At 66.3% G+C, this 24,496-nt stretch carries 18 protein-coding genes and 1 riboswitch; of the genes, 9 read left to right on the top strand and 9 right to left on the bottom strand.

Annotated elements, in window-relative coordinates; translation table 11 throughout:
• Window positions 1-120: 120 nt before the first annotated feature.
• Window positions 121-1,641, bottom strand: coding sequence for an APC family permease (locus HH308_RS07650; protein WP_170193592.1), 1,521 nt, complete (start codon window positions 1,639-1,641; stop codon window positions 121-123).
• Between the two features lie 189 nt (window positions 1,642-1,830).
• On the opposite strand from HH308_RS07650, the gene HH308_RS07645 reads away from it, so the two are divergent.
• A complete protein-coding gene (locus tag HH308_RS07645) occupies window positions 1,831-2,757 on the top strand; it encodes a LysR substrate-binding domain-containing protein (protein WP_246284356.1) in 927 nt (308 codons plus the stop codon).
• A 15-nt stretch (window positions 2,758-2,772) separates the two neighbouring features.
• On the opposite strand, the gene HH308_RS07640 is transcribed toward HH308_RS07645, so the two are convergent.
• Window positions 2,773-3,435 carry a GntR family transcriptional regulator gene (locus HH308_RS07640; protein ID WP_170193591.1) on the bottom strand — a complete coding sequence of 221 codons (663 nt, stop codon included), beginning with the start codon at window positions 3,433-3,435 and terminating at the stop codon, window positions 2,773-2,775.
• A 145-nt stretch (window positions 3,436-3,580) separates the two neighbouring features.
• Between HH308_RS07640 and HH308_RS07635 the strand changes: the two genes are divergently transcribed.
• Together HH308_RS07635 and HH308_RS07630 are read left to right on the top strand one after the other, a co-directional pair.
• Window positions 3,581-4,849 (top strand): malonyl-CoA decarboxylase domain-containing protein, encoded by a 1,269-nt coding sequence (locus HH308_RS07635; RefSeq protein WP_170193590.1) that lies wholly within the window; start codon window positions 3,581-3,583, stop codon window positions 4,847-4,849.
• A 32-nt stretch (window positions 4,850-4,881) separates the two neighbouring features.
• Window positions 4,882-6,393 carry an AMP-binding protein gene (locus HH308_RS07630; protein ID WP_170193589.1) on the top strand — a complete coding sequence of 504 codons (1,512 nt, stop codon included), beginning with the start codon at window positions 4,882-4,884 and terminating at the stop codon, window positions 6,391-6,393.
• Between the two features lie 324 nt (window positions 6,394-6,717).
• On the opposite strand, the gene HH308_RS07625 is transcribed toward HH308_RS07630, so the two are convergent.
• The gene (locus HH308_RS07625; RefSeq protein ID WP_170193588.1) at window positions 6,718-7,944 is read right to left on the bottom strand and encodes an acyl-CoA dehydrogenase family protein; all 1,227 of its coding nucleotides are present in this window, start codon (window positions 7,942-7,944) and stop codon (window positions 6,718-6,720) included.
• A gap of 351 nt (window positions 7,945-8,295) precedes the next feature.
• Between HH308_RS07625 and HH308_RS07620 the strand changes: the two genes are divergently transcribed.
• The 3 genes from HH308_RS07620 to HH308_RS07610 all read left to right on the top strand — a co-directional run bounded on the left by HH308_RS07620 (window position 8,296) and on the right by HH308_RS07610 (window position 10,146).
• Complete coding sequence (locus HH308_RS07620) at window positions 8,296-8,523, top strand: CbtB domain-containing protein (RefSeq protein ID WP_170193587.1); 228 nt, start codon at window positions 8,296-8,298, stop codon at window positions 8,521-8,523.
• Window positions 8,524-8,559: 36 nt separating this feature from the next.
• Complete coding sequence (locus HH308_RS07615; RefSeq protein ID WP_170193586.1) at window positions 8,560-9,486, top strand: CbtA family protein; 927 nt, start codon at window positions 8,560-8,562, stop codon at window positions 9,484-9,486.
• A gap of 84 nt (window positions 9,487-9,570) precedes the next feature.
• The gene (locus tag HH308_RS07610) at window positions 9,571-10,146 is read left to right on the top strand and encodes a (2Fe-2S)-binding protein (protein WP_170193585.1); all 576 of its coding nucleotides are present in this window, start codon (window positions 9,571-9,573) and stop codon (window positions 10,144-10,146) included.
• Between the two features lie 2 nt (window positions 10,147-10,148).
• Here HH308_RS07610 and HH308_RS07605 read toward each other — a convergent pair whose 3' ends face one another.
• Window positions 10,149-10,961: a CbtA family protein gene (locus HH308_RS07605; protein ID WP_170193584.1), complete on the bottom strand. Its 813-nt coding sequence runs from the start codon at window positions 10,959-10,961 to the stop codon at window positions 10,149-10,151.
• 20 nt (window positions 10,962-10,981) lie between these two features.
• Window positions 10,982-11,206, bottom strand: coding sequence for a CbtB domain-containing protein (locus tag HH308_RS07600; protein ID WP_170193583.1), 225 nt, complete (start codon window positions 11,204-11,206; stop codon window positions 10,982-10,984).
• 33 nt (window positions 11,207-11,239) lie between these two features.
• Window positions 11,240-11,344: riboswitch (cobalamin riboswitch) on the bottom strand.
• Window positions 11,345-11,397: 53 nt separating this feature from the next.
• Between HH308_RS07600 and HH308_RS07595 the strand changes: the two genes are divergently transcribed.
• The 3 genes from HH308_RS07595 (at window position 11,398) to HH308_RS07585 (ending at window position 18,666) form a co-directional block, all read left to right on the top strand.
• Window positions 11,398-16,092, top strand: coding sequence for an ATP-dependent helicase (locus tag HH308_RS07595; protein ID WP_170193582.1), 4,695 nt, complete (start codon window positions 11,398-11,400; stop codon window positions 16,090-16,092).
• Entirely contained in the window at window positions 16,079-16,858 is a 780-nt protein-coding gene (locus tag HH308_RS07590) for a DNA-formamidopyrimidine glycosylase family protein (RefSeq protein ID WP_170193581.1), read from the top strand. Before HH308_RS07595 ends, HH308_RS07590 begins: the two co-directional genes overlap by 14 nt.
• A 335-nt stretch (window positions 16,859-17,193) precedes the next feature.
• Complete coding sequence (locus HH308_RS07585) at window positions 17,194-18,666, top strand: flavin-containing monooxygenase (protein WP_170193580.1); 1,473 nt, start codon at window positions 17,194-17,196, stop codon at window positions 18,664-18,666.
• 136 nt (window positions 18,667-18,802) lie between these two features.
• Here HH308_RS07585 and HH308_RS30385 read toward each other — a convergent pair whose 3' ends face one another.
• From HH308_RS30385 to HH308_RS07565, 4 genes are all read right to left on the bottom strand, one after another.
• Window positions 18,803-19,645, bottom strand: a complete 843-nt coding sequence (locus HH308_RS30385; RefSeq protein WP_170193579.1) for a phosphatase PAP2 family protein — start codon at window positions 19,643-19,645, stop codon at window positions 18,803-18,805.
• An 85-nt stretch (window positions 19,646-19,730) separates the two neighbouring features.
• On the bottom strand, window positions 19,731-20,516 hold the full coding sequence (locus tag HH308_RS07575; RefSeq protein WP_211188267.1) for a TSUP family transporter: 786 nt from the start codon (window positions 20,514-20,516) through the stop codon (window positions 19,731-19,733).
• Complete coding sequence (glpD, locus tag HH308_RS07570) at window positions 20,513-22,255, bottom strand: glycerol-3-phosphate dehydrogenase (protein ID WP_170193578.1); 1,743 nt, start codon at window positions 22,253-22,255, stop codon at window positions 20,513-20,515. The genes HH308_RS07575 and glpD overlap by 4 nt, the downstream gene beginning before the upstream one ends.
• 75 nt (window positions 22,256-22,330) lie before the next feature.
• Window positions 22,331-24,394: an MMPL family transporter gene (locus HH308_RS07565; RefSeq protein ID WP_312870453.1), complete on the bottom strand. Its 2,064-nt coding sequence runs from the start codon at window positions 24,392-24,394 to the stop codon at window positions 22,331-22,333.
• Window positions 24,395-24,496: the final 102 nt, after the last annotated feature.

Genomic DNA, 24,496 nt, shown 5'->3' with positions numbered 1-24,496 from the left:
CGTTGCTTTCGAAGATTCACATTCGCTGGTCTTATGATTCATTTCCGACCTGCATCTGTACAGCTCATAGTTCTTATCCACTGCATCGATATTGATGATCTAGTGCGTCGCAGCGCGGCGTCATCCGGCTTCGACGTCGGACACGAGTTCCGCCGGGCGCGGCGCGTCGAAATTCGACACACCGCGGCGCACCGGCTTGCCTCGGACGTAGCCGACCGCGCCGATCGCGCCGAGTACGGCGAGCGTCCCGAGGGTGAAGATCTCGAACGTCGCCGGCGACACTCCCCAGGTCTTGGTGAAGTCGTAGGAGATGCCGAACAGCGCCTCGAGCGTTCCGGGGAACACCGCGACCCACGCACCCAGCACCACCCACACCAGGCAGAGCATGCACAGGGCGACGAAGCCGCGATCGCCGACCGGCACCCGGAACGGGCGCTCGACGTCGGGGAAGTGCGTACGCAGGCGTGCCACGGCGGGCAGCACGATGAGGTAGCTGAGCAGGTAGGTCGAGATCGAGATGCTCAGCACGACGCCGAAGATCGCGCCGCTGCTGCCCGAGAGCTGCATCGCGGCGATCATGAACACCGTGGCGATGACGCCGGAGGCGAAGTTCACCCGCGTCGGAGTGCCCAGGCGCGGACTGAAGTATCCGAAGAAGCCGCCGAAGAAGGCACCGTCGGCCGCGGCCATCGCCTGCATGCGGTCGCTGATGATCATCCATGCCGCCCCCTGAGTGACGAGGATGACGGCGAACATGACGGCGGCGATGGTCAGCATGACATTCGTCGCCGCGCCGTAGACGCTGAACACGGTGGCCACCGCTTCCATCAGGCCGCCGATGCCGGTGATCTTGTCCGCGGGCACCACCAGCAGAATCGCGAGAATCGGCAGCAGGTAGCAGCCGACCGCGAGGGCGCAGGCGCGGGCGATCGAGATCGGAACGTCGCGGGCGGGGTTCTTCATCTCACCCGCCGCGCTGTTGCCCGACTCGAATCCCAGGTAGGAGAACAGCAGCAGCGGCGTGACCCCCAGCAGACCGGCGATGGTCGGCGAGAAGTCGCCCAGACTCAACCCGGTCACCCCGTTGCGTACCGCATAGACGACGGTGGTGCCGAGGAAGAGCAGCAGGAAGACGATCTTGCAGATCGCGCCCATCGTCGGGATCCATTTGCCTCGCTTGAGGCTGATGATGGCCGCCAGCACGGTCAGCCAGACGAAGCAGATCTTAAAGACGTAGTCGGTGATCGAGTTCGGCGTGATACCGGAGACGTAGTGGGCCCAGGTCTCCGCGGCGATGAATGCCATCGAGCCGCCGACCCACACCGGTTGGGTCACCCACGTGAGCAGTGAGGCCAGGGCCGCGGCCTTGCGACCGAAGGCGGTGCGCACCCAGACGTAGACGCCGCCCTCACCGGTGAACGCGCCGCCGACTTCGGCGAAGATCAGGCCGTAGGGCAACAGGAAGGTCGCCGCGAGGATCAGCGCCCAGGTGAACGTCTGCGCGCCGTAGCCGGAGACCTGACCGAGCACCTCGACCGACACCACGGCGGCGACGATCAGAAAGACGATGTCGAACCGTCCGAGGCTCTTGCGCAGATGGCCGGTCTGCTCTTGGGCCAGCTGGGTGAATTCTGTACTCATGCGGCTACCTCGACGGGCTGGACGAACTGTGTCATACGTCATACGTTGACATCGACGCCACAATGCGTACAGCGCAGATAATCTGTGCATTGAATCAATTTCATCGATGATGTGTACGGATCGCGCACCGCCCGAGGCTCAACGACTGCGCCCTAGTGATCTAATCGATGAATCCCATCGGAAAGAGTGATGATGACAGCCCCTAAGGATCCGTCGTTCACGCTGGTTCAGCTCCGCTATTTCGCCGCTGCGGCCGAGCTCGGCAGCATGACCGCCGCGGCGAAGACGTTGATGGTTTCGCAGTCGGCGGTGTCGACCGCGATCGCCCAGCTGGAGAAGGAACTCGGCGTCCAGCTCCTCATCCGTCAGCATGCACGCGGGCTGGTCCTGACGACTGCCGGACGCAACTTCTTCCAGGAGTTGCGCGGCTTCTTGGCGCACTCGATCGAGTTGGCGGATTCGGCTGCGCGCCTTGGCAATGCGTTGATCGGCGACCTCACAATCGGCTGCTTCTCCACGATCGCACCCTTCGGTCTGCCCAAGTTGCTCGGCGAGTACGAGCAGCGGTTCCCGCAGGTGCGGATGAACGTCGTCGAAGGGGAACACGAGAGTCTGACGCGGCTGCTGCGCGACGGCGAGTGCGAATTGGCGCTGATGTACGGCTTCGAGCGCAATGAGGGCATCACCTATCAACCACTGCGATTGGCCAAACCCTACGTGATCGTGTCCCCGACGCATCCGGTCGTGTTGGAGGGTCGCCGCGAGGCGTCGTTGAGCGAATTCGCCAACGATCCGATGGTGCTCCTCGACCTTCCGCACAGTCGGGAGTACTTCCTGTCACTTCCCCGACGTGCCGGATTCACCCCGCAGATTCGGTTCCGCAGCACCGGTTACGAGACGGTTCGCTCGCTCGTGGCACACGGATTCGGATTCTCCATCCTCAATCAGCGGCCGGAGCACAACCTCACGTATGACGGCCACGAGGTAGCCGTCCTCGAACTCACCGACGACGTGCCCGCGCTCGAACTGGTCATCGCCCATCTCTCGGGTATTCGGCTGACCGGCCGGGCCGCGGCATTCATCGAGTTGTGCAAGCGCGACTTCGCGCAGTCCTGATCGCCGCCCGGCCGATCACTCCGCCGACAGTCGGCGCAACGTGTCGACCAGATGGCCGAATTCCTCGGCCTGGACCAGGACGTGCGCACGCGCGGCCTCTTCGGCGGCGTGCGCGTCCCCGCTCGCGACGGCGTCGGCGATCTCGCGATGTTCGGACAACGATCGCCGCATCCGGTCGGGAACACGCAATTGAAGCCGACGATAGGGCTGCAGCACTCGCGTCAGCGCGACACTCTGACGACGCAGGAAGTCGTTGCCGCACGCGTCGTTGATCACGTCGTGAAATCGGGCGTTGGCGTAGTAGTAGCCGTCGGCATCGCCGGCGTGGGCGAACGTCTCGCACTCGATCATCGCCCGTTCGAGATCCGCCAACGCCCCCGATTCGATGCGCCGGGCCGCCAGCCGGGCCGCCATCCCCTCGAGTTCGGCCATCACCTCGAACCTCTCCGCCAGTTCGGTGACTCCCAGTTCGGTGACGTAGGTGCCCTGTTTGGGGCGGATCCGCACCAACCCCGACCGCTCGAGCGCCTGCATGGCCTCCCGGATGGGCGTGCGTGAGCAGCCGAACTCGCTCTCCAACCGGGCCGGATCGAGCCGCTGCCCCGGCCGGTATCTGCCCTCGACCACGGCGTTCTCGATCGCGTCGCGTACCCGCTGCGACTCCGAGATGCTCCTCATGCTCGTCCTCCGTGGTCGTCCTCAGGTCGTCGCCGACGCTTCTGTTCAGAAACCTCTGGCACTCTCTTGTTTTATACCCTATGGTTCTTGTTATATATAACAGCGAGGCGTACGCATACATCGGAGCCTCGGGAAGGACTGCGACATGCAGCACCGCACAGCTGACAGCACCACGCCCACCGGCCTCGACGAGTTGGAATCACTCTGCGCGACCCTGATGAGCGACGTCGGCGACGCATCCATGCGAGCGCTCGCGACGCGGGCCCTGGCCGTCTACGCGACCCTCGACGACACCGATCGAGTCGCGTTCTTCACCCACATCACCGAACGGTACGACGTCGACGCCGACGCCGTGCGCACGTCGTTTCGACGCTGGGAGGACGCCCTGGCACGCGGCTCCAACGGCACCGCCGAGATGGTTGGGCTGTTCGACGTCGTCGAACCCGCGCGCCAACAACTCCTGCGCCGACTCAACCACGCCGACGGCGCGACCCTGATCCTCACCGACATGCGGTCGGACCTACGCCGACAGCTGCCCGCCCATCCGGAGTTGCGTCCCCTCGACCACGACTTCCACCACTTGCTGACCTCCTGGTTCAACCGCGGTTTCCTCCGGCTGGAGGAGGTCGTCGCCGACTCTCCGTCGGCACTGCGTGACAACCTCCGACGGTATGAGAAGGTCCACCCGATGGCGGACGCCGGCGCGATCACCCGGCGCCTCGAGCCGCCCGACCGGCGCATCTACGCGTTCCTGCACCCCGCGACCGGCGACGTGCCGCTGGTCTTCGTCGAAGTCGCGCTCGTCGTAGGCGTTCCCGACGCCATCGGACCGCTGCTCGACGACGCCCCGCCGATCGACCCCGACACCGCAGACACCGCGGCCCTCTACTCGATCAGCAACGCCCTCGACGGGCTGGCCGGCGTGTCGTTCGGCGGCTTGCTCATCAAGCAGGTCATCGAGCAGGTCCGCGGGCAACTCCCCCATCTGCGACGATTCGTCACGCTGTCGCCGATCCCCGGGTTCCGTCGCTGGCTCGACGCGCAGGATGACGCTGAACTTCGCTGCCTGACAACGGAATTGGAGCAGTTCGGCGGCATAGCGGAGCTGAACTCCGCCGAGCGCGCCCGACTTCGGCCCGGGCTGCTGCGAGCTTTGACGCGCTACATCACCGTCGAACGGCGGGCCGACGGGCGTCCCCTCGATTCGGTCGCCCGGTTCCATCTCAGCAACGGCGCGGCCGCCTGGCGCCTGGACTGGCCGGCCAATATGTCGTCCGCGGCGTGGCGGGAGTCGTACGGCGCGATGATCAACTACGACTACCGCCCCGACCAGCTGGAGCGACGGCACGAGGAGTTCGCGCGCCACCGCACCATCGCCGTCGATGGACCGATGTCCGCGCCGCAACCCGCCTGAACCCACCGACGTCCCCGAAAGGCAACCACCGCATGACATTTCGCAGCATCTACCAGTCCTTCACCGACCGCGTCGCCGAACGCCCCGACGCGACGCTGTTCGAGCTCCCCGACGGCCGGACGATCTCGTACGCCCAGACCGCGCAGACCGTGCATCAGATCGCGGCTCGTCTGCGCGCCGACGGCGTCGCGCCCGGCGACCGAGTGGCGATGCAGGTCGGCAAATCACCCGAAGCCATCGCGCTGTATCTCGCCGTGCTTGCGATCGGCGGCGTGTTCCTGCCGCTCAACACCGCCTACACCGGCGCGGAGATGGACCACTTCTTGACCGACGCGCAACCGCGGGTGCTGGTGTGCGCACCGGAACGACTCGCCGAGTACGCCCCGCGCGCCGACGACGCTCTCGTCGTCGAGACGCTCGGCACCGACGGCGACGGCACTCTCCTGAGCAGCTCCGAGCACAACTCCGAGGTCTATCCGGCCACCGCGGAGGAACCGGCCGCCATCCTGTACACGTCGGGGACCACCGGCCGCTCCAAGGGCGCGGTGCTGACCCACGGGAATCTCGCGTCCAACTGCGCCGTCCTGGTCGCGTTCTGGGAGTTCACCGCCGACGATCGGCTGATCCACGCGCTGCCGATCTTCCACGTCCACGGCTTGTTCGTGGCGATGAACATGACGCTCACCACGGGGGCGTCGGCGTTCTTCCTGCCGAAATTCGACCTCGACGCCGTGCTCGGTCTGCTCCCGCGCGCAACCGTCTTGATGGGCGTGCCGACCTTTTACACCCGACTCCTGGGCGACGAGCGACTGACCCGTGAGTCGACGGCGTCGATGCGATTGTTCGTATCCGGTTCGGCGCCGCTGCTCGCCAGCGACCAGGAGGCGTTCGCCGAGCGTACCGGGCACGCCATCCTGGAGCGTTACGGAATGACCGAGACCGGGATGAACTCGTCGAACCCCTACTCGGGCGGTCCGCGCAAGTCCGGCACGGTCGGCAAGGCGTTGCCCGGCACCGAGATCCGCATCGTCGACGGCCAGACCGGCGAGCGCCTGCCCGACGGCGAGGTCGGCAGCATCGAGGTCCGCGGACCCAACGTCTTCGCCGGCTACTGGCGTCTGCCGGAGAAGACCGCGGCCGAGTTCCGGCCCGACGGATACTTCATCACCGGTGACGTGGGCCGCTTCGACGAGGACGGCTACCTCTGCATCGTCGGGCGCGACAAGGACCTGGTGATCTCCGGCGGCTTCAACGTGTATCCGAAGGAGATCGAGGAGCGTATCGACGCGCACCCGATGGTTCTCGAGTCCGCGGTGATCGGCGTACCGCACCCGGACTTCGGCGAGACCGTGGTGGCCGTCGTCGTGCCCGCGCCCAACACCCGACCCGACGCCGACGACATCCTCGCGTTCGTCGCCCCCGATCTCGCGCGTTTCAAACAACCCCGAGCCGTGCGGATCGTCGACGCCCTGCCGCGCAACGTGATGGGCAAGGTGCAAAAGGCCGAGCTGCGCAAGACCTACGGCGACCTGTTCACCGGGTAGGGCGCCCCGCCGCGCACTCGCCACCACCCCGCTCCCCGAGTGCCGAAGCGAGACACCCCCGCCGCGCACTCGCCACCACCCCGCTCCCCGAGTGCCGAAGCGAGACACCCGCGGCCGCGCTCTCGCCACCACCCCGCTCCCCAGTGCCGAAGCGAGACACCCGCGGCCGCGCTCTCGCCACCACCGCGGTCCCCGAGTCCCGAAACGAGACACCCCCGCCGCGCACTCGCCACCACCCCGCTCCCCGAGTGCCGAAGCGAGGAACGAGCTTCGGTGTAACGAGGGGTCGGTGAGACGAAGAACCCACCCCGACCTCGCCGTGACCTATCCTCGCAACAACCCCTTGGCCACGTGCGTCACCTGAATCTCGTTGCTGCCCGCGTAGATCATCAACGACTTCGCGTCACGCGCGAGCTGCTCCACCCGATATTCGGCCATGTAACCGTTGCCGCCGAACAGCTGCACCGCTTCCATCGCGACTTCGGTTGCGGCCCGCGAGGAATACAGTTTCATCGCCGACGCCTGCGCGAGCGTGGGCGGCTTGCCCGCCTTCGCGGCCTCCATCGCGACGAACAGCATGTTCTGCACGTTAAGACGGGCGACCTCCATCTCGGCCAGCTTGAGCTGGATGAGCTGGAATTGCCCGATCTCCTGGCCCCACAGCTTGCGCGTCTTGGCGTAGTCGATCGAAAGCCGTTGTGCCTCATTGATGATTCCCAGCGACAGTGCGGCGATGCCGATGCGCTCGGCGGTGAACCCCTGCTTGGCCGAGTCGCCGCCGCGCTTGTCGCTGCCGGTGTCCTCGGTCTCGCCGAGCAGACGATCCGCCCCGACCCGGACGTCGTCGAAGAACAGTTCACCGGTGGGTGAGCTCATCATGCCCATCTTCTTGAACGGCTTGCCCTGGGTGAGGCCGTCCATCCCGGCGTCGAGCACGAAGGTCAGCACCTTGCGGTCACGCATCGGGGTGTCGTCGCCCTCGTCGAGCTTGGCGAACACCACCATCGTGTCCGCGTACGGCCCGTTGGTGATGAACGTCTTCTGCCCCTTGAGGATGTAGCCGCCGTCGCCGTCGCGGCGCACGGTGGTCTTCATGCCGCCGAGGGCGTCGGAGCCGCTGTCGGGTTCGGTGATCGCCCACGCGCCGACCTTCTCCATCGTGACCAGCTCGGGCAGCCAGCGCTTCTTCTGCGCCAGCGTGCCGCGGGACTTGATGGTCGACACGGTCAGTCCCATCGACACGCCCATCGACGCGATGATGCCGAGACTCACTCCGGCCATCTCCATGTTCAAAATGAGGAACATCGAGCCCCCGAGACTGCCCGGTCCGCTTGACCGGCGCTCCTCCCCGGACTCCTCCGCCTCGAGTTCTTTCTCCAATGCCTCACGGTTCATCGCATCGATACCGAAGGTGGACAGCATCTTTCGGGTGATGTCGTACGGTGGGAGCTGTCCGGTCTCCAATTCGTCGATATGCGGCCGCACCTCTTTGTCGATGAACCCGCGCAGCGCGTCGCGCACCATCAAGTCTTCTTCGGACCACTCGAACATTCAGGCTCCTCGAAATCAGCGCGTTCCCCAAGAGAGGAACACGTTCCAGTTCATGTCCCAACTCTGTCAGGCGGGGATGTTCGATGTCCAGACGGGTCTGCGGTTTAGCCGCACGACGGACCATCATCCCCGATGTTCGTAGACATTCGACGCAAAGCAGACATCATCTTGACGCGGCTCGAAGAGCCGTGGTCACCTTGACTCACATATGACGGCCCACGGAACCCGGTGCGACTCCGGGACGGTTGCGCCACTGTGTATCCGATTCACGGATCGGATGAGTCAGATACGTCGCCGTCATCAACGTAGCCGACCTTATTTGGGGCGCATAACCCCACGGAGGAGTTTCAAATGACCAGCCATGTTTCGCCGGCACCCAGGATCGACGCTGCCGCCTCGGGCGAGGCCCTCTCCACCGCCCGTGTAGTCACGATTCTGACGATCACCGTGTTGCTGGCTCTGCTCGCGTACTACTTCATCGGCGTCGATGAGGGAATGTCCTCGGTCTTCGGAAAGACAATGGTCGTCCACGAATGGGTACACGACTCCCGCCACTTCCTCGGATTCCCTTGCCACTGAAGCCACGTCACTGAAACCACACGGGGACAACAGAACATGGAATTGCGTGTCATCGGCCGCGGAGCTTTCGCCGGCCTGATTGCGGGAATCATCGGATTCATCTTCGCGAAGATCTTCGCCGAACCGGTCATCGACAAGGCGATCGACTACGAGTCGGGTCGCGGCGACATCCTCAATGCGCTGAACCAGGCTGCCGGACGCCCACTCGAGGCCGACGGACCGGAGATCTTCAGTCGTTCGATCCAGTCGACGTTCGGAATTGCGACCGGCATCATCGGTTTCTCGATCGCGATGGGCGCGCTCGTCGCCGTGGCCTATCTGGCATTGCAGGGACGTTTCGCGATACGAGCCCAGACATTGGCGTGGATGATCTGCGGTTTCGGTTTTCTCGGCGTCTATCTGCTGCCATTCGTGAAGTACCCGGCAAACCCGCCGGCGATCGGCCACGACTTCACGATCCATACCCGCGGCGAGCTGTACCTGACGATGGTCGCGGTATCGCTGATCCTGCTCGGCTTGACGGTGATCGCCGCCTACCGGCTCACACCGCGCATCGGTCGCTTCCGTGCAGTGCTCGTCAGCTGCCTCGGTTTCCTCGTCCTGTACGGACTCGTCGTCGGCCTCCTCCCCTCCCTGGGCGACTTGTCGGCGAACGTGGATCACGCCGGTGAGTTCGGATTCGCGCGTGCCGCGACCGAGACTCCGCAACCCATCACCAACATCCTTTCGACGCCGCTCACGGTCGACGGCAAGACGATTGCACCCGGGCAGATCGTCTATCCCGGGTTCGACGCCGACGCGCTGTGGAAATTCCGCTGGTACTCACTGATCAATCAGGCTCTGATCTGGCTGATCACCGCAGTTATTTTCGGCGCGCTGATGGAACGGCTGGTCGGTGGTAAGGCGACCGAATCCGGGCAACCCAGCAACGAGGTCCCGCTGACCAGTTCGGCGAGCAGGTAGGATGCCCGCATCACCTCGCTAGGTCCGTTCTTCACCGTCGAAATCCACACGCTCGGGTCGCCTCCCCGCGCGTCGTGGGAACCGATGAGCACACTGCTGCACGACGACGTCCTGTTTGCACGCGTGAACCGTGTCCGGCGCGCCTTGGCGACAGGGCTGCCCGACGACGCGCCGAGCGTCGAACTCCGGGTCGCAGCGTCGGTGACCCACCTGGGATTGGTCGCTCGCGTCATCGCACCGTTGGTGGCGCGCGAAGGGTTCGGCGCCCCGGCGATGTCGCTACTGCCCGAAGACCTGCATTGGCAGGATCGGCTGGGCGGGCCCTACCCGCTGTCGATCGCGATAGCCGAGCACGGCGACGATCAATGGCACGACTCGCTGATCGGACACCTCACCGAAACGGTGGCCACGCGACTGGATGTGAGCCGCAAAGTCCTCGAAGGCAACGTCGCGTCGGCGGCGAACAGCGCAGCGCAGATGATTGCGCGCGCGTCTCCGAACGTTGCACGGTCGGCGTTCAGCGCCGCGGATTCGATTCTGGCCCGACCCGGCGTCGAATCCGGGCGAGCCGGAGCAGGATACCGTCGCCGCAGCTGCTGCCTCATCTACCGTGTCAGCGGTGACACGGCAGCAGTCTGCGGCGATTGTGTACTCGGCTGACGTCAGCTGACGGCTGCCGCACTTCGATCGCGATCGGTCGCCTCCGAGCGGCGCGACATCAGCCAGATCAGGACCGCGAACACGAGCCCGAGAACCGTCCACAGAATCACCTGATTGGCGATCGTGTACGTCCGGAACAGACCGATCACCTCAGCGGGAAACCCCGGGTACACGATCTGGCCCGCGTCGTTGGTGACGGGATCGGGGATCTCGTGGAACTCCGGCAGCAGCGATGCGACGACGGTGATCACCGCCAGGTACCCGACAGCCGCGGCTACCGCGGCGGGGAGTCCGCCGATCCGCGGGCGAAGCCAATACGCGGCGACGGCCGCGAGTACGGCCGCAGCCAGTGCGACCAATGTGATGGTCAAGTAGGCGCCGGATCGCTCGCCGATGGTCTCCGAATCCCCGACCGCCGGAGGGTTGGGGGGATAGACGAAGAACGGCACACCGACCACCGCGATGAAACCGACGAGGGTGACACCCGCAGCTGCCACGCGGGGATCGGTCGCTGGATACCGCCGTCCGACATACGCCCACGTCAAGGTGAACGCCACCGCTAGAAACGCTCCCATCGCCACCGCGAACACCAGGGTCCCGGTGCCCGCCCCGATGTTTTCCTGGATGCCGCGGGTGAACAGTTCGTGTTCGTGCTCGTGCGTGCCCGCCAAGGTGGCCTCCGCATCCGATCGTCCACCCTCGTAGTCGATCGCCCTGGTCACCTGCGGTTCAATGAAGATCCGGGCAAAGACATACGCCACGATTCCGGCGACGAGTCCCGCCAGCAGACCGGCGCCGATGAACTTCTTCTCCATGGTTTCGCTCCCGGTTCGACTCAGTGGCAGGGGAAGCCGAGATAGTGGCGTGAATCGTGGACGAGCTCATGGATGTGGGTGTCTGAGCCGAACACCGACACCGCACCCTGGTCGTAGCCGAGGAAGTAATAGGCCAGGCCCGCCAACACGACGGTCAAGGTGAGCACCAGCGCAGCGCTGGCCACCGATAGATCTGGCACCGCGAGGGCGGGTGCTTTGCTGCCGGTCTGCATCGAAGCAGTCATGAGAGTTCCTTTCCCGGATACGCGTCCGGTCATGATCGAGTTACGCCGACCGCCTCGTCCTGACTCGCCCGCAGGCTCACAGTGGCGCGACCGTTACGGACTTTCACCGTATTCCAGGCAACCAGCGCAAAACATGACTCTATACCCACCGCTCACGGCGTCGTGTCACACCTGGGAGGCAAGATGGTCATGTGCCGCCCGCCGTCCTGACCCGATTCTCCCCGGCAACCCGCCGGTGGTTCAGCGATGCCTTCGACGCGCCCACCAAGGCCCAGACCGGCGCCTGGAACGCCATCGCCGACGGCGACAACACCTTGGTCGTGGCGCCGACCGGATCCGGCAAGACGCTGTCGGCGTTTCTGTGGGCGCTCGATCGACTCTCCGCCGAACCACCCGAAACCGATTCGCGCGGCAAGCGCAAGACCCGAGTCCTCTACATCTCCCCGCTCAAGGCCCTTGCCGTCGACGTCGAACGCAACCTGCGCGCGCCGCTCGCCGGGATCGCCCGGGCGTCGGCCGAACTGGAACTCCCCCCGCCCGACGTCACCGTCGGGCTGCGTTCCGGTGACACGCCCTCGGCCGATCGCCGCAAACTGATCACCTCCCCGCCGGACATCCTCATCACCACTCCAGAGTCGTTGTTCCTGATGCTCACGTCGTCGGCCCGGGAGTCGCTGACCTCGGTCGACACCGTCATCGTCGACGAGGTGCACGCCGTCGCGGGAACCAAGCGGGGCACACATCTGGTGCTCTCGCTCGAACGCCTCGACGACCTGCTCGACGCCCCGGCGCAGCGCATCGGCTTGTCCGCGACGGTTCGTCCGCCGCAACTGGTCGCCGACTTCCTGTCCGGGTCGCGGCCCTGCACCGTCGTCAAGCCGCCCGCGACGAAGACTTTCGACCTCCGCGTCGACGTCCCCGTCCCCGACATGGCCAATATTCCCCCGCGCGAAGACGCCACCGATCTCGACGACGCGATGTCTCCCACCGCGGGCTCGCTGTGGCCGTACGTCGAGGAGTCGATCGTCGACGAGATCGAGGCGAATCGTTCGACGATCGTGTTCGCCAATTCCCGACGCCTCGCGGAGCGACTCACCGCCCGGCTCAACGAGATTCACGCCGAGCGGACCGGCGCCGGGAGCGAATCGAGCGGGCCGCATGTCACCGGCGCCGGGAACCAAGCGGGCGGGCCGGATGTCACCGGTATGGGCACCGCACGTCCCGCGAACGACCGCGTCCCGGGGGGTGCACCCGCCTACGTCATGGGCAGCGGATCGTCGGCCGGTGCCGACCCGGTGCTGGCCCGCGCTCACCACGGGTCGGTCAGCAAGGAGCAACGCGCTCTCATCGAAGACGACCTCAAGGCCGGTCGCCTGCGCTGCGTCGTCGCCACCAGTTCGCTCGAACTCGGCATCGACATGGGCGCCGTCGATCTCGTCATCCAGGTCGAGACGCCGCCGTCGGTCGCGAGCGGACTGCAGCGGATCGGACGCGCCGGTCACCAAGTCGGCGAAATCAGCCGCGGCACACTGTATCCCAAGCATCGCACCGACTTGATTCACGCGACCGTCGCCGTCGAACGGATGCGCGCCGGTCTCATCGAAGAACTGACCGTCCCGCAGAATCCGCTCGACGTCCTCGCCCAACAGACGATTGCGGCCGCATCGCTCGACGAGCTCGACGTCGACGACTGGTACGCGACCGTCCGACGCTGCGCGCCCTATCGCAACCTCGGACGGGCGGTCTACGAGGCGACGCTAGATCTGATCTCCGGGCGTTTCCCGTCCGACGAGTTCGCCGAACTACGCCCGCGGGTGACCTGGGACCGGACGTCGAACACGCTGACCGGTCGCCGCGGCGCCCAACGACTCGCCGTCACCTCCGGCGGCACCATTCCCGATCGCGGGCTGTTCGGCGTCTTCCTGGTCTCGGGTGAGAAATCCGCGCGGGTGGGTGAGCTCGACGAGGAGATGGTCTACGAGTCGCGGGTCGGCGACGTCTTCGCGCTCGGGGCGTCGAGTTGGCGGATCGAAGACATCACCCACGACCGCGTCCTCGTCTCGCCCGCCCCCGGTCAGCCTGGGAGGTTGCCGTTCTGGATCGGTGACACGGTGGGGCGCCCGGCCGAACTCGGCGCCGCGATCGGCAAGTTCACCGGCGTCATCGCCGATCCGGCGAAACTCGACGAGCAGGCGATCACGTTGGGACTCACCGAATTCGCCCGGGACAATCTCGCGTCGCTGGTCGGCGAACAGGGGCAGGCCACCGGGCAGGTGCCGACCGATCGCACTCTCATCGTGGAGCGCTTCCGCGACGAGCTCGGCGACTGGCGCGTCATCCTGCACTCCCCCTACGGACTCCGCGTTCACGCTCCGTGGGCCAGCGCCATCTCCCTTCGCCTGCAGCGGGAACTCGGCCTCGACGGCGCCACCACCGCCTCCGACGACGGCATCATCGTGCGCCTGCCCGACACCGACGACGACCCGCCGGGCGCATCGGTGTTCGTGATCGACGCCGACGACATCGAACAGATCGTGACCGACGCGCTCGCCAACTCGTCATTGTTCGCCTCCCGGTTTCGGGAATGCGCGTCGCGCGCGTTGCTGTTGCCCCGCCGCGATCCTTCTCGCCGCGCACCGCTGTGGCAGCAGCGCCAGCGCAGCGCGCAACTGCTGGCGGTGGCGTCGAAGTTCCCCGATTTCCCGATCATCTTGGAGACCGTTCGCGAGTGTCTCCAGGACGTCTACGACCTTCCGGCGCTCACCGACCTGCTGCGGCGCATCGGCAAGCGGCAGGTGCGGCTCGTCGAGGTCGAAACCCCCAGTGCCTCACCGTTTGCCGCTGCCATGCTGTTCGGATACGTCGGTGCGTTCATGTACGCCGATGACGCCCCGCTGGCTGAACGTCGGGCGGCGGCGCTCTCCCTCGACACCGCGTTGCTCGCGCAGTTGCTGGGGCGCTTGGACCTTCGGGAGCTGCTGGACCCGGCGGTCATCGCAGATGTCGAGGCCCGGCTGCAGCGGTTGACCGTCGAACGGCAGGCCCGCGACGCCGAGGACGTCGTCGACCTGCTGCGTTGGCTCGGCCCGCTGACAACCGAGGAGGTGGCGCAACGGTACCGAGGCGAGCTGAGCGACGCAGAGCGACCGGGGAGCGAGTCGATTGCGCAAGCCGCCGAGCGGGTCCTCGCCCAGTTGCACACCGACGGCCAACTCATCGTCGTCAACCATGCGGGTCGCACGGTGTGGGCAGCCGTCGACGACGCCGCGCGACTCCGCGACGGCCTCGGAATACCTACGCCACTCGGCATTCCGGCGGCGTACACCGAGGCGGTCGCCGACCCGCTGGGCGACCTCGTCGGCCGATATGCCCGCACGCACGGCCCGTTCACAGCCGACGCGGCGGCGTCGGCGCTCGGGACGGGCGTCGCCGTCGTGATCGACACCCTCACCAGACTGGCTGGACAGCGCAGAGTCGTCGAGGGCGAGTTCGTCGCGGATCTGCCTGCGCCACAGTGGTGTCACGCCGACGTTCTGGGGCAGATCCGGCGCGGGTCACTCGCCGCGAGCCGGGCGGAGGTGGCGCCGGTAAGTCAGGACACACTCGCCCGATTCGGTCTGGACTGGCAGCACGTCACAACGCCGTTGCGCGGCGTCGACGGAGTAGCCGCGGTGATCGATCAGCTCGCCGGGGTGGCGTTGCCGGCGTCGGCGTGGGAATCGCTGGTTCTTCCCGCTCGGATCGGCAACTACCTGCCGTCGATGCTCGACGAACTGCTAAGCGCCGGCGAGGTGGTGTGGAGCGGGCACGGCGCGATCGGCGGCGCCGACGGAATGGTCGCCTTCCACCCGGCCGACATCGTTCCGGTGACCCTCGCGCCCGCCGACGAGATCGACCTGGGGCCCGCGGTCGCACAAGTCCTCAACACTCTGACTTCGGCCGGTGCGGTACGGTTTCCGGATCTGGCGGCCGACGCCGGAACCGTCGGTGAAGCCGAAGAGGCGGTGTGGTCGCTGGTCTGGTCCGGACAGATCACCAACGACTCGTTCGCGCCGGTCCGCGAGCGGCTGCGGGCGCGGCCGGTCAAGACGCCCGGTAGCGCGGCCACTCCGAGTCACCGTTCCCGCCGTCCACCACGCTTGCGAGCGGCGCGCCTGTCGTCGAGCTATCTCGCGGGCGCATCGAGTGCGATTTCGACGCCGCCGACGATGGGTGGACGGTGGTCACTGTTGCGTCGCGACGACGTCGAGCACACCGTCGCGACGCAACTGCTGTGCGAACAGTTGCTCGAGCGCCACGGCGTGGTCACCAAGGGCGCGGTGACGGGCGCCGACATCAGCGGCGGTTTCGCGCGAATCTACAAGGCACTCAACATTTTCGAGGACAGCGGCAAGGTGCGTCGAGGCTATTTCGTCGACGGCTTGGGCGGTGCGCAGTTCGCCGCTCCGACAACGGTCGACGCTCTGCGCGAGCACGCCGAGGTTCCCCGCGCCAAACGCAACACCGCGGTCGTGCTGGCGTCGACGGACCCGGCGAATCCCTATGGCGCAGCGTTGGATTGGCCGTCCCGATCCGACGACGCCACCGGGCATCGGCCGGGTCGCAAGGCCGGTGCGTTGGTGGTCCTCGTCGACGGGCGGCTCGCACTGTTCGTCGAGCGGGGCGGCAAGACGGTGCTGAGTTTCACCGACGACGAGCACGCGCTGGCGGCTGCGGCCGGGATACTGGTCGGCGTCGTCGGGACCGGGCGGGTCGAGCGACTCAACGTCGAGCACATCGACGGCCGCCCCGCACTGGCGACGCCGCTGTCAACACTGTTCGTCGATGCCGGGTTCGCGACCACTCCCAAAGGACTTCGATTGAGGTACACCGGTGCCCGAAGGTGATTCCGTCTACCGCGTCGCCGGCCGGCTGCGCACCGCCCTGGCCGGAAAGACGCTGCTCCGCACCGACTTTCGCGTGCCCACGGTGGCGACCGCGGATCTGTCCGGCCAACCGGTCAGTGGTGTACGGTCACGCGGCAAGCATCTGCTGATCGATGTCGCGAGTTCCGCGGGCACGGTGTCGATCCATTCGCACCTCGGGATGGACGGTGCGTGGGACATCTACGCGCCCGGCGCGCGGTGGCGCAGACCCGGATTCAAGGCGCGAGTCGTGCTGACGACCGACAACCATCAGTGCGTCGGTTTCGATCTGCCGGTGTTGGAGCTGCTCGCCGACGCCGACGCTCGGCTCGACTACCTCGGCCCCGACCTCTTGGGATCGGATTGGGATGCGGCGCAGGCGGTTTCGCGGATCGCAGCTGAACCGGCAACGGCCATCGGCGTCGCCCTGCTCGATCAACGGCTGATGGCCGGAGTCGGAAACGTGTATCGCAGTGAGGTGTGCTTCCTGCGTGGTGTCCTGCCGATGACGCCGGTCGCCGACGTCGATCTGGCTCCGATGATCGACCTGTGCCACAGCCTGCTCTACGCCAATCGCGATCGATTCGAGCGGGTGACCACCGGAAACATGCGCCGTGGCCAGCAGTTGTGGGTGTACGGCCGCCGGGCCCAACCGTGCCGTCGCTGTGCGACGCCCATCGTCCGCGACAGCATGGGCGGCGAACTCGCCGAACGAGTCGTGTACTTCTGCCCGTCCTGCCAAAGGTAGCTACCCCGCTCCCCGTGTGCCCGTCCTCGCTCCCCGAGTGCCCGTCTCCCGCTCCCCGAGTGCCGAAGCGAGGCACGACCTTCACCCCGCTCCCCGAGTGCCGAAGCGAGGCACGACCTCCCCCCGCTCCCCGAGTGCCGAAGCGAGGCACGAGCTTCGGTGTAACGAGGGGCCTGGCGACACAACGAGCCCAACCCGACCCCCACCGGTCCGCGCTGCCGACGAGGGGCGAAAGCCGTACCCTCCCTACGACTCTCGGCGTTCACGCATGCGGCGACGCCGGCGACTCTACGGTGAAACCAACGGGCCCGGACGATCCGAGGAGGTCATCGACGGTGAGCGAGAAGCGCTCGGACTCGGCGGACGCCGATCTGCTCGACGTCGTGATCATCGGCGCAGGCATCTCCGGCATCGACGCCGCCTACCGTCTGCGCGAGGACGATCCGAACCTGCGCTACCGCGTTCTGGAACGCCGCGCCCGCGTCGGCGGCACGTGGGATCTGTTCCGCTATCCCGGGATTCGCTCGGACAGTGACATCTTCACGCTCAGTTTTCCGTTCGAGCCATGGCGTCGTCCCGAGGCGCTGGCACAGGGCCCCGACATTCGACGCTATGTCGAGGACACCGCGATTCAGGAAGGTATCGCCGACCACATCAGGTTCGACGAACATGTGCAGTCGATCGAGTGGGACTCGTCGTCGGACATCTGGACGGTATCGTCTCTCGTCGACGGGACCCCGCGCCGTCGGCAGAGCCGATTCGTATACCTGGCCACCGGGTACTACAACTACGACGAGCCGTACACGCCGCAGTTCGCCGGCGTCGACGAGTTCGCCGGCGTCATCGTTCATCCGCAGCATTGGCCCGAGGACCTGGATTTCGCGGGCAAACGCATCGTCGTCATCGGAAGCGGCGCCACGGCGGTCAGCATGATTCCGGCCCTGGCACGGCAGGCGGATCATGTGACGATGGTGCAGCGCTCGCCGTCGTACATCGCGTCGATGTCACAGCGGCAGAAGATCAACCCGATCATCCGAAAGCTGTTGCCCGCCAACGTAGCCCACGCCGTCATCCGGGCTCGGTTCGCCGCGCAGACCGCGGCGCTGGTGCACACCGTACACCGGTTCCCGAAGTTTGGACGTCGCGTGTTGACCGCGGGAGTCCGGCGCGAGCTGCCCGACGGCTACCCGGTCGACCCGCACTTCACGCCGACGTACGACCCGTGGGAACAACGAATGTGCATGGTGCCCGACGGCGACCTCTTCGCCGAAATCTCCTCGGGCACAGTCGAAATGGTGACCGACCACATCGAGCGATTCGACGCCGACGGACTCACCCTCGCGTCGGGCCGTCATCTCGACGCCGACATCATCGTCACCGCGACCGGACTCGCGCTGCAGGCGTTCGGCGGGATCCGGGTTTATGTCGACGGCGCGGAGGTCAAGCCGAACGATCGATTCCTGTTCAAGAGCCATCTTCTCGAAGAAGTCCCCAATTTGGCGTGGTCGGTCGGCTACACCAACGCATCGTGGACGCTGCGCGCCGACATGACGGCCCGCGCCGTCGCAAAATTGTTGCGGCACATGCGAACCGAGGGCTACACGCATGCCTATCCGCGGCTCGCGGAAGCATCGATGCCGACGCGTCCACTGTGGGATCTCAAGGCGGGCTACGTATTACGGGCACCCGATGCGCTGCCGAAGGCCGGGACCCGAGGGAATTGGCAGGTCCGCCACAACTACTACCGCGACGCGATAGCCCATCGCCTCGACGACGTCACCGAATCAATGGTCTTCGGCAAGGTGTAGGAGCGGCGCAAGCATGAGCTGACTGGATTCAGCCCCACCACCGCCGCCGAGGGAGCCCGCCCTTCGCCGCCACTCAGCGGACCGATTCCATTCAGCCCCACCACCGCCACCGAGGGAGCCCGCCCCTCGCCGCCACTCAGCGGGCCGATTCCAATCGGCCACCCCGCGTCACCAGGTCCGCGATCATGAGCGCGGCGGCGATCACCGTCGCGATCACGACGGCCGTGATCAGCTGCGCGGGCGCCGAGTAGTAGGACATCGCAAATGCCGTCGCGCTCGCGATGATCAACACTCCCGCCGCCCACGCGACCCATACCGGCGAACGCGACTCGTGACCGCGCCACGGATCGGGCAGCAGCGCACCGATCCCGACGACGAGCAGCGTCGAGATGATCACGTCGCTCGGCCGATGCCATCCGTCGGCGACGAGGCCAAAGTCAGCGATGGCCGCCCACGTTCCACCGACCACTGCGATCGGCAGCCGGAGAATCGGATGCGCGGCCCGTACCAGAACCACGACGAACGCGGCAGCAGCCGCCGCGTGACCGCTGGGCGCGGAGTTCGACGTCTGCGTGATCCACTCGTGCAGCTGGGGCCGCGGGAGGACGTGGTCGCGCAAGAAGCCCGCGCCGTACGCCATGACCGGCATGAAGACGAGCAGCGATCCCGCCGAGATCGCCGCATGTCGCAGCGACCAGGTCCCGACGAACCGGCGGCAGCCGACCAGCGCTACGACGCCGAGCGCCACCGCCGCCCACACCAACGGGCTCGCGAGCACGTTGTAGCTGGCGAACTCGGGGATGTCGCCGATCGGTGCCAGGTCACGGCTGACGTTGTAGAACAGCTGGTCGACGGTCTGCCCCGGCGACGTCCACACTGCGGCGACGAACACACCGGCGGCTACCGTCACAAAGGTGACCGTGACCAGCACGGCACGGGTCAACGTGCGATTTTGCGGCATTGCGTTGGTCACGGTCACTCGGACGAGCGTAGGCACCGAGTCTGGGAGGAAGCTGACCCGACGCTGAGGGTGTCGTTCGCGCACTTTGTGGAGTCGAAAGACCTCACCCGAACTGATCGATCAACAATTTCACACTCATCACCACGACGACGGCGAGCAGCGCGTACCTCACGAATCCGCTGCCGGCCTTGAGTGTCATCTTCGATCCGATCACCGACCCGACGACGTTCGCCACCGCGAGCGTCAGCCCCAAGAGCCACAACACATTCCCCTGCAGCGCGAACACCGTCAACGCACCCAGGTTGGTAGCCGTGTTGACGACCTTGGCCACCGTCGCGCTCGACAAGAAGTCGGTGGCCAGCACACCCGACAACGACAGAATCAAGAACATTCCCGTCCCCGGACCGAAGATGCCGTCGTAAAAGCCGATGACGCAGACCAATCCGAGCGCGATCATCAGCTGCCGACGATCGGGCCGCACCGCCGGAGCGTCGATCGTGCGGCCGAAAGCCGGTTTGGCGCAAATGAATACACCGACCGCGATCATCAGCACGATGACGACGGGACGCATGACGTCGGCGCTGATGGCCGACGCGAGAGAGGCGCCGATCGACGCCCCGAGCGCTCCCATACCGAAACCGGTCGCTGCCAGCCGCGGACTTATTCCGTTGCGGCGCACGAACAATACCGCGGCAGTCGCGGTGCCCCAGATGGCGGCCAACTTGTTCGACGCCAACGCTTTCGCCGGTGCGAGCTCCGGAAAGACGATGAGCAGCAACGGAATCAGGACCAGTCCACCGCCGCCGACCACGGCGTCGATCCACCCGGCACACAGCGCACCGCCGAGCAGTAGCGCCCACATGCCGGGGTCGGCGGTCAGTCCGTTCATTCGGGAACCGGCACCGGCTCCAGGATCTCGCGGCGGGACTCCGGTGCCGCCGCACGCAGGGCGTCGGCCGACGCGTCGTCGGGCTGGCGCTGCGAGGCGATCTCCGCTTCAACGCGCGCAACGTAATTGGCGACTTCGAAGGCGGTCTTCGCTTCATCCCAGCCGAGGATCGGAGCCACCAGCTCGGCGACTTCGGCCGCGCAGTCGACGCCGCGGTGGCTGTACTCGATGGAGATGCGCGTGCGGCGCGAGAGGAGATCCTCCAGATGAAGCGCTGCCTCATTGCGGGCCGCGTACACGATCTCGACCCGAAGGTATTGCGGCGCAGCGGCAATCGGCTTGAGCAGCGACGGATCGTCGTCGCCGTAGTACAGCACGTCGTCGACCATCGAGCCGTACCGGTTGAGTAGACGTCGAATTCGGTAGGGGTGCAACCCGAATCGCTGGCCGAGGTGCTCGCACTGATTGATCAACGCGAAGTAGCCGTCGGCGCCGAGCAGCGGGACCCGCTCGGTGATCGACGGCGCGACGCGCGTCGGAATGTAGTCGTTGCACGCGTCGACGGCGTCAGCCGCCATCACCCGATAGGTGGTGTACTTTCCGCCCGCGATCGAAATGAGCCCGGGCGCGACGGCTGCCACCGCATGTTCACGCGACAGGCTCGACGTCTCGTCGTCCTCGCCGGCCAGCAGCGGGCGCAGTCCGGCGTATACGCCTTCGATGTCGTCGTGCGTCAACGGCGACACCAACACTTCGTTGACGCGGTCGAGGATGTAGTCGATGTCGGCGCGTGTCGCAGCGGGATGTGCGAGGTCGAGATTCCAGTCGGTATCGGTCGTACCGATGATCCAGTGCGTCTCCCACGGGATCACGAACAACACCGACTTGGTGGTGCGCAAGATGATCGCCGTCTCGCTGACGATGCGGTCACGCGGCACGACGATGTGCACACCCTTGGAGGCGCGCACCCGAAAATGACCGCGCTGCTTGGACAGTGCCTGAACTTCATCGGTCCACACCCCGGCAGCGTTGATGACGCAGTGCGCGCGGATCTCGGCGGTCTCGCCGGTCTCGGTGTCGCGGACGGTGGCTCCCAGGACCCGATCGGCTTCTTTCAGAAATCCGACGACCTGCGTCGACGTCCGAACCACCGCCCCGTACTGCGCGGCGGTGCGGGCGACGGTGAGGCTGTGCCGCGCGTCGTCGACGACGGTGTCGTAGTAGCGGATTCCGCCGACGAGCGAATTGCGCTTCAGTGCCGGGGCCACGCGCAGCGCGCCGAGTCGGCTCACATGTCGTTGTCCGGGAACGGATTTCGCGCCGCCCATCCGGTCGTACAGGAAGAGTCCGGCCGACACGTACGGACGCTCCCACAGGCGCTGCGTCAACGGGTAGAGGAAGGGCAGCGGCTTGACCAGGTGTGGCGCCAGCAGACTCAGTGACAGCTCACGCTCGTGCAGGGCTTCGCGCACCAGTCCGAATTCGAGCTGCTCCAGATAGCGCAGACCGCCGTGGAACATCTTCGACGACCGGCTCGACGTTCCCGACGCGATGTCGCGTGCCTCGACCAACGCGACCCGCAAGCCGCGCGTGGCGGCGTCGAGCGCCGCACCCACGCCGACGATGCCGCCCCCGACGACGAGGATGTCGAACTGCTCGCTCGAAAGTCGACGCCACGCCTCGCCACGCTGCGCCGGACCCAAATCCGCAGGTCGGTCAGGATTGAAGTCAGTCTCCATGTGGGTAAATGCTACCGGTAGGTAGGTGCCGTGGCTCGGGTAGTCGGGCGGCGCGTCACCGGGCCGGCGAGCACTTCACCCCGCCCGCCGGTCAGTTCCGGCCAGCAGAATCAAACACGGTACGACGCAGGTGCGCACGACGAATGTGTCGATCAGGATTCCGAGTCCCACGATGATTCCGAGTTGGGTCAGAGTGATGAGTGGGAGAACACCGAGCACCACGAACACCGCAGCGAGGACCACACCCGCACTCGTGATCACTCCTCCGGTTGCCGACACCGCGCGAATCATGCCGTCGCGGGTTCCACGTTTGACTGCCTCCTCTCGTGCGCGCAGCACCAGGAAGTAGGTGTAGTCGACGCCGAGAGCGACGAGGAACAGGAAGGCGAAGAGGATGACATTCGTGTCGAGTGCCCCGAATCCGAATACGTGCTCGGAGAGGAATGTGCCGGCACCGAGCGCGGTGAGGGCGCTGAAAGCTGTGACGACCACCAGCAGCAGCGGAAGCACAATCGCGCGCAGCAACACCATCAGGATGAGCATCAGGACTGCCAGGATCAGCGGGATCACGACAAGTGCGCTGCGCCGGGCGGCTTGCCTCGTGTCGTACTCCTTCGCGTCGCTTCCGCCCACCAGCGCGTCGCCGCCGGGTACCGCCGAGACCGCGGTGCGCAAACTGACGATCGTGTCGAAGGCTCGCGCCGACGCCGGGTCCGCGTCGATCACGACAGCGATACGTGTCCACCCGGTGGGTGCCGTCTCGGTGATTCGTACTGACTGGACACCGTCGACCCGTGATGCCGCCTTCGCTACGGCGTCGGCGCCGCGGGTCCGGGCGACGACAGTGACGGGATCGGCCAGTCCCTTGGAGAAGTGTTGTGCCACAACGTTGTAGCCGTCGACGGAGTCGGCGCTGACCCGAAACTGCTCGGTCTGGGAGAGCCCGACCTTCACGCCGATGAGCCCTGCCGCGCACACCGACATGGCCAGCAACGCAATCGCCGCGATCGTCACCGGCCGGGCAGCCACCGTCGTCGCGACCCGATGCCATACTCCCGATTCGGTCGGGTCCGCGTCGCCGTCGTGCGGCACGACCGGCCAGAACAATCCGCGGCCGCACAGTGCGAGGGCCCCAGGCAGCGCGATCAGCACGAAGATCGCCGCGATGACGATGCCGCAGGCCGCCAGCGCGCCCAGACTCCGGATGCTGGGCAGCGGCGTCACCAGAAGCAACAACAGCGCAACGACCACGGTCGCGTTGCTTGCCAGGATCGCCGGCGCCGCGCGCAACCATGCCGTTCGCAGCGCGTCACGATGATCGGCGTGTACGCGAAGCTCCTCGCGATAGCGTGAGACCAGCAGCAATGCATAATTGGTTCCCGCACCGAACACGAGCACGCTCGTGATACCCGACGTCGATCCATCGAAACTCAATCCAAACCAGCCCGCGACAACCGAGCCGACGACCGTGGCGAGGCGATCGGCGATGGCGACGACGATCAGGGGCACCAGCCACAGGATCGGCGAACGGTAGGTGATGATCAGCAGAACTGCGACCACCAGTGCCGTGACCAGCAACAACGTAGTGTTCGCGCCGGAGAAGGAGTCGGCGATGTCGGCGCCGAACGCGGGTCCGCCGGTGATATTCGACGTCAGGCCCGGCGGGAGGCCGTCCGACGCCACGGTGCGTAGGGCGCCGACCATGTCACGCAGTTCGAAGCCTGTCACGTCCCCCTTGACGAGAACAGTCACGAGTCCGGCCTTCTTGTCGTCGGAGATGACGGGTGGGGCGGCGGGCCCGGCGTCGACACCTCGCTCGACCGCGCGCATGCGCTGAGCTACTCCCGTCAGTGCGACGACGTCGGCGCCGGTCAGCTGCGCTCCGTCGGTGCGGGTTACCACCGCGATGACCGGAGCGACTCCCGCCGAGGGGAAGTCGTCGAGCAACTCGTCCACGTGCGCCGATTGGGCCTCGGGAGGCAACGAATCCGGTGCACTGCCCGCGGATTCGTTCGTCGGCGCCAGTGCCATCACGGCTCCCGATGCGAGAATCACACCGACCAGCACCAGCCACGACAGCTTCGACGTGAGGACGGTGGCCAGTTGCCGGGCGAGCGATGTCGGTTGGTTGCGGGTCACCGGTCCAGAGTGTCAGCATTGCCGGATTGCCGCCGACTCCGGGGCGTCCGCGCGCAATTGTGCCGGGGTCACCGTGGACGCCGACATGGCGTGCGAGGATGG

It is taken from the genome of Gordonia asplenii (assembly GCF_012933505.1).
Taxonomy (GTDB): Bacteria; Actinomycetota; Actinomycetes; order Mycobacteriales; family Mycobacteriaceae; genus Gordonia; species Gordonia asplenii.
Note: the sequence above shows the minus strand (reverse complement) of the source record. Positions and strands in the feature narration are given on the sequence as shown.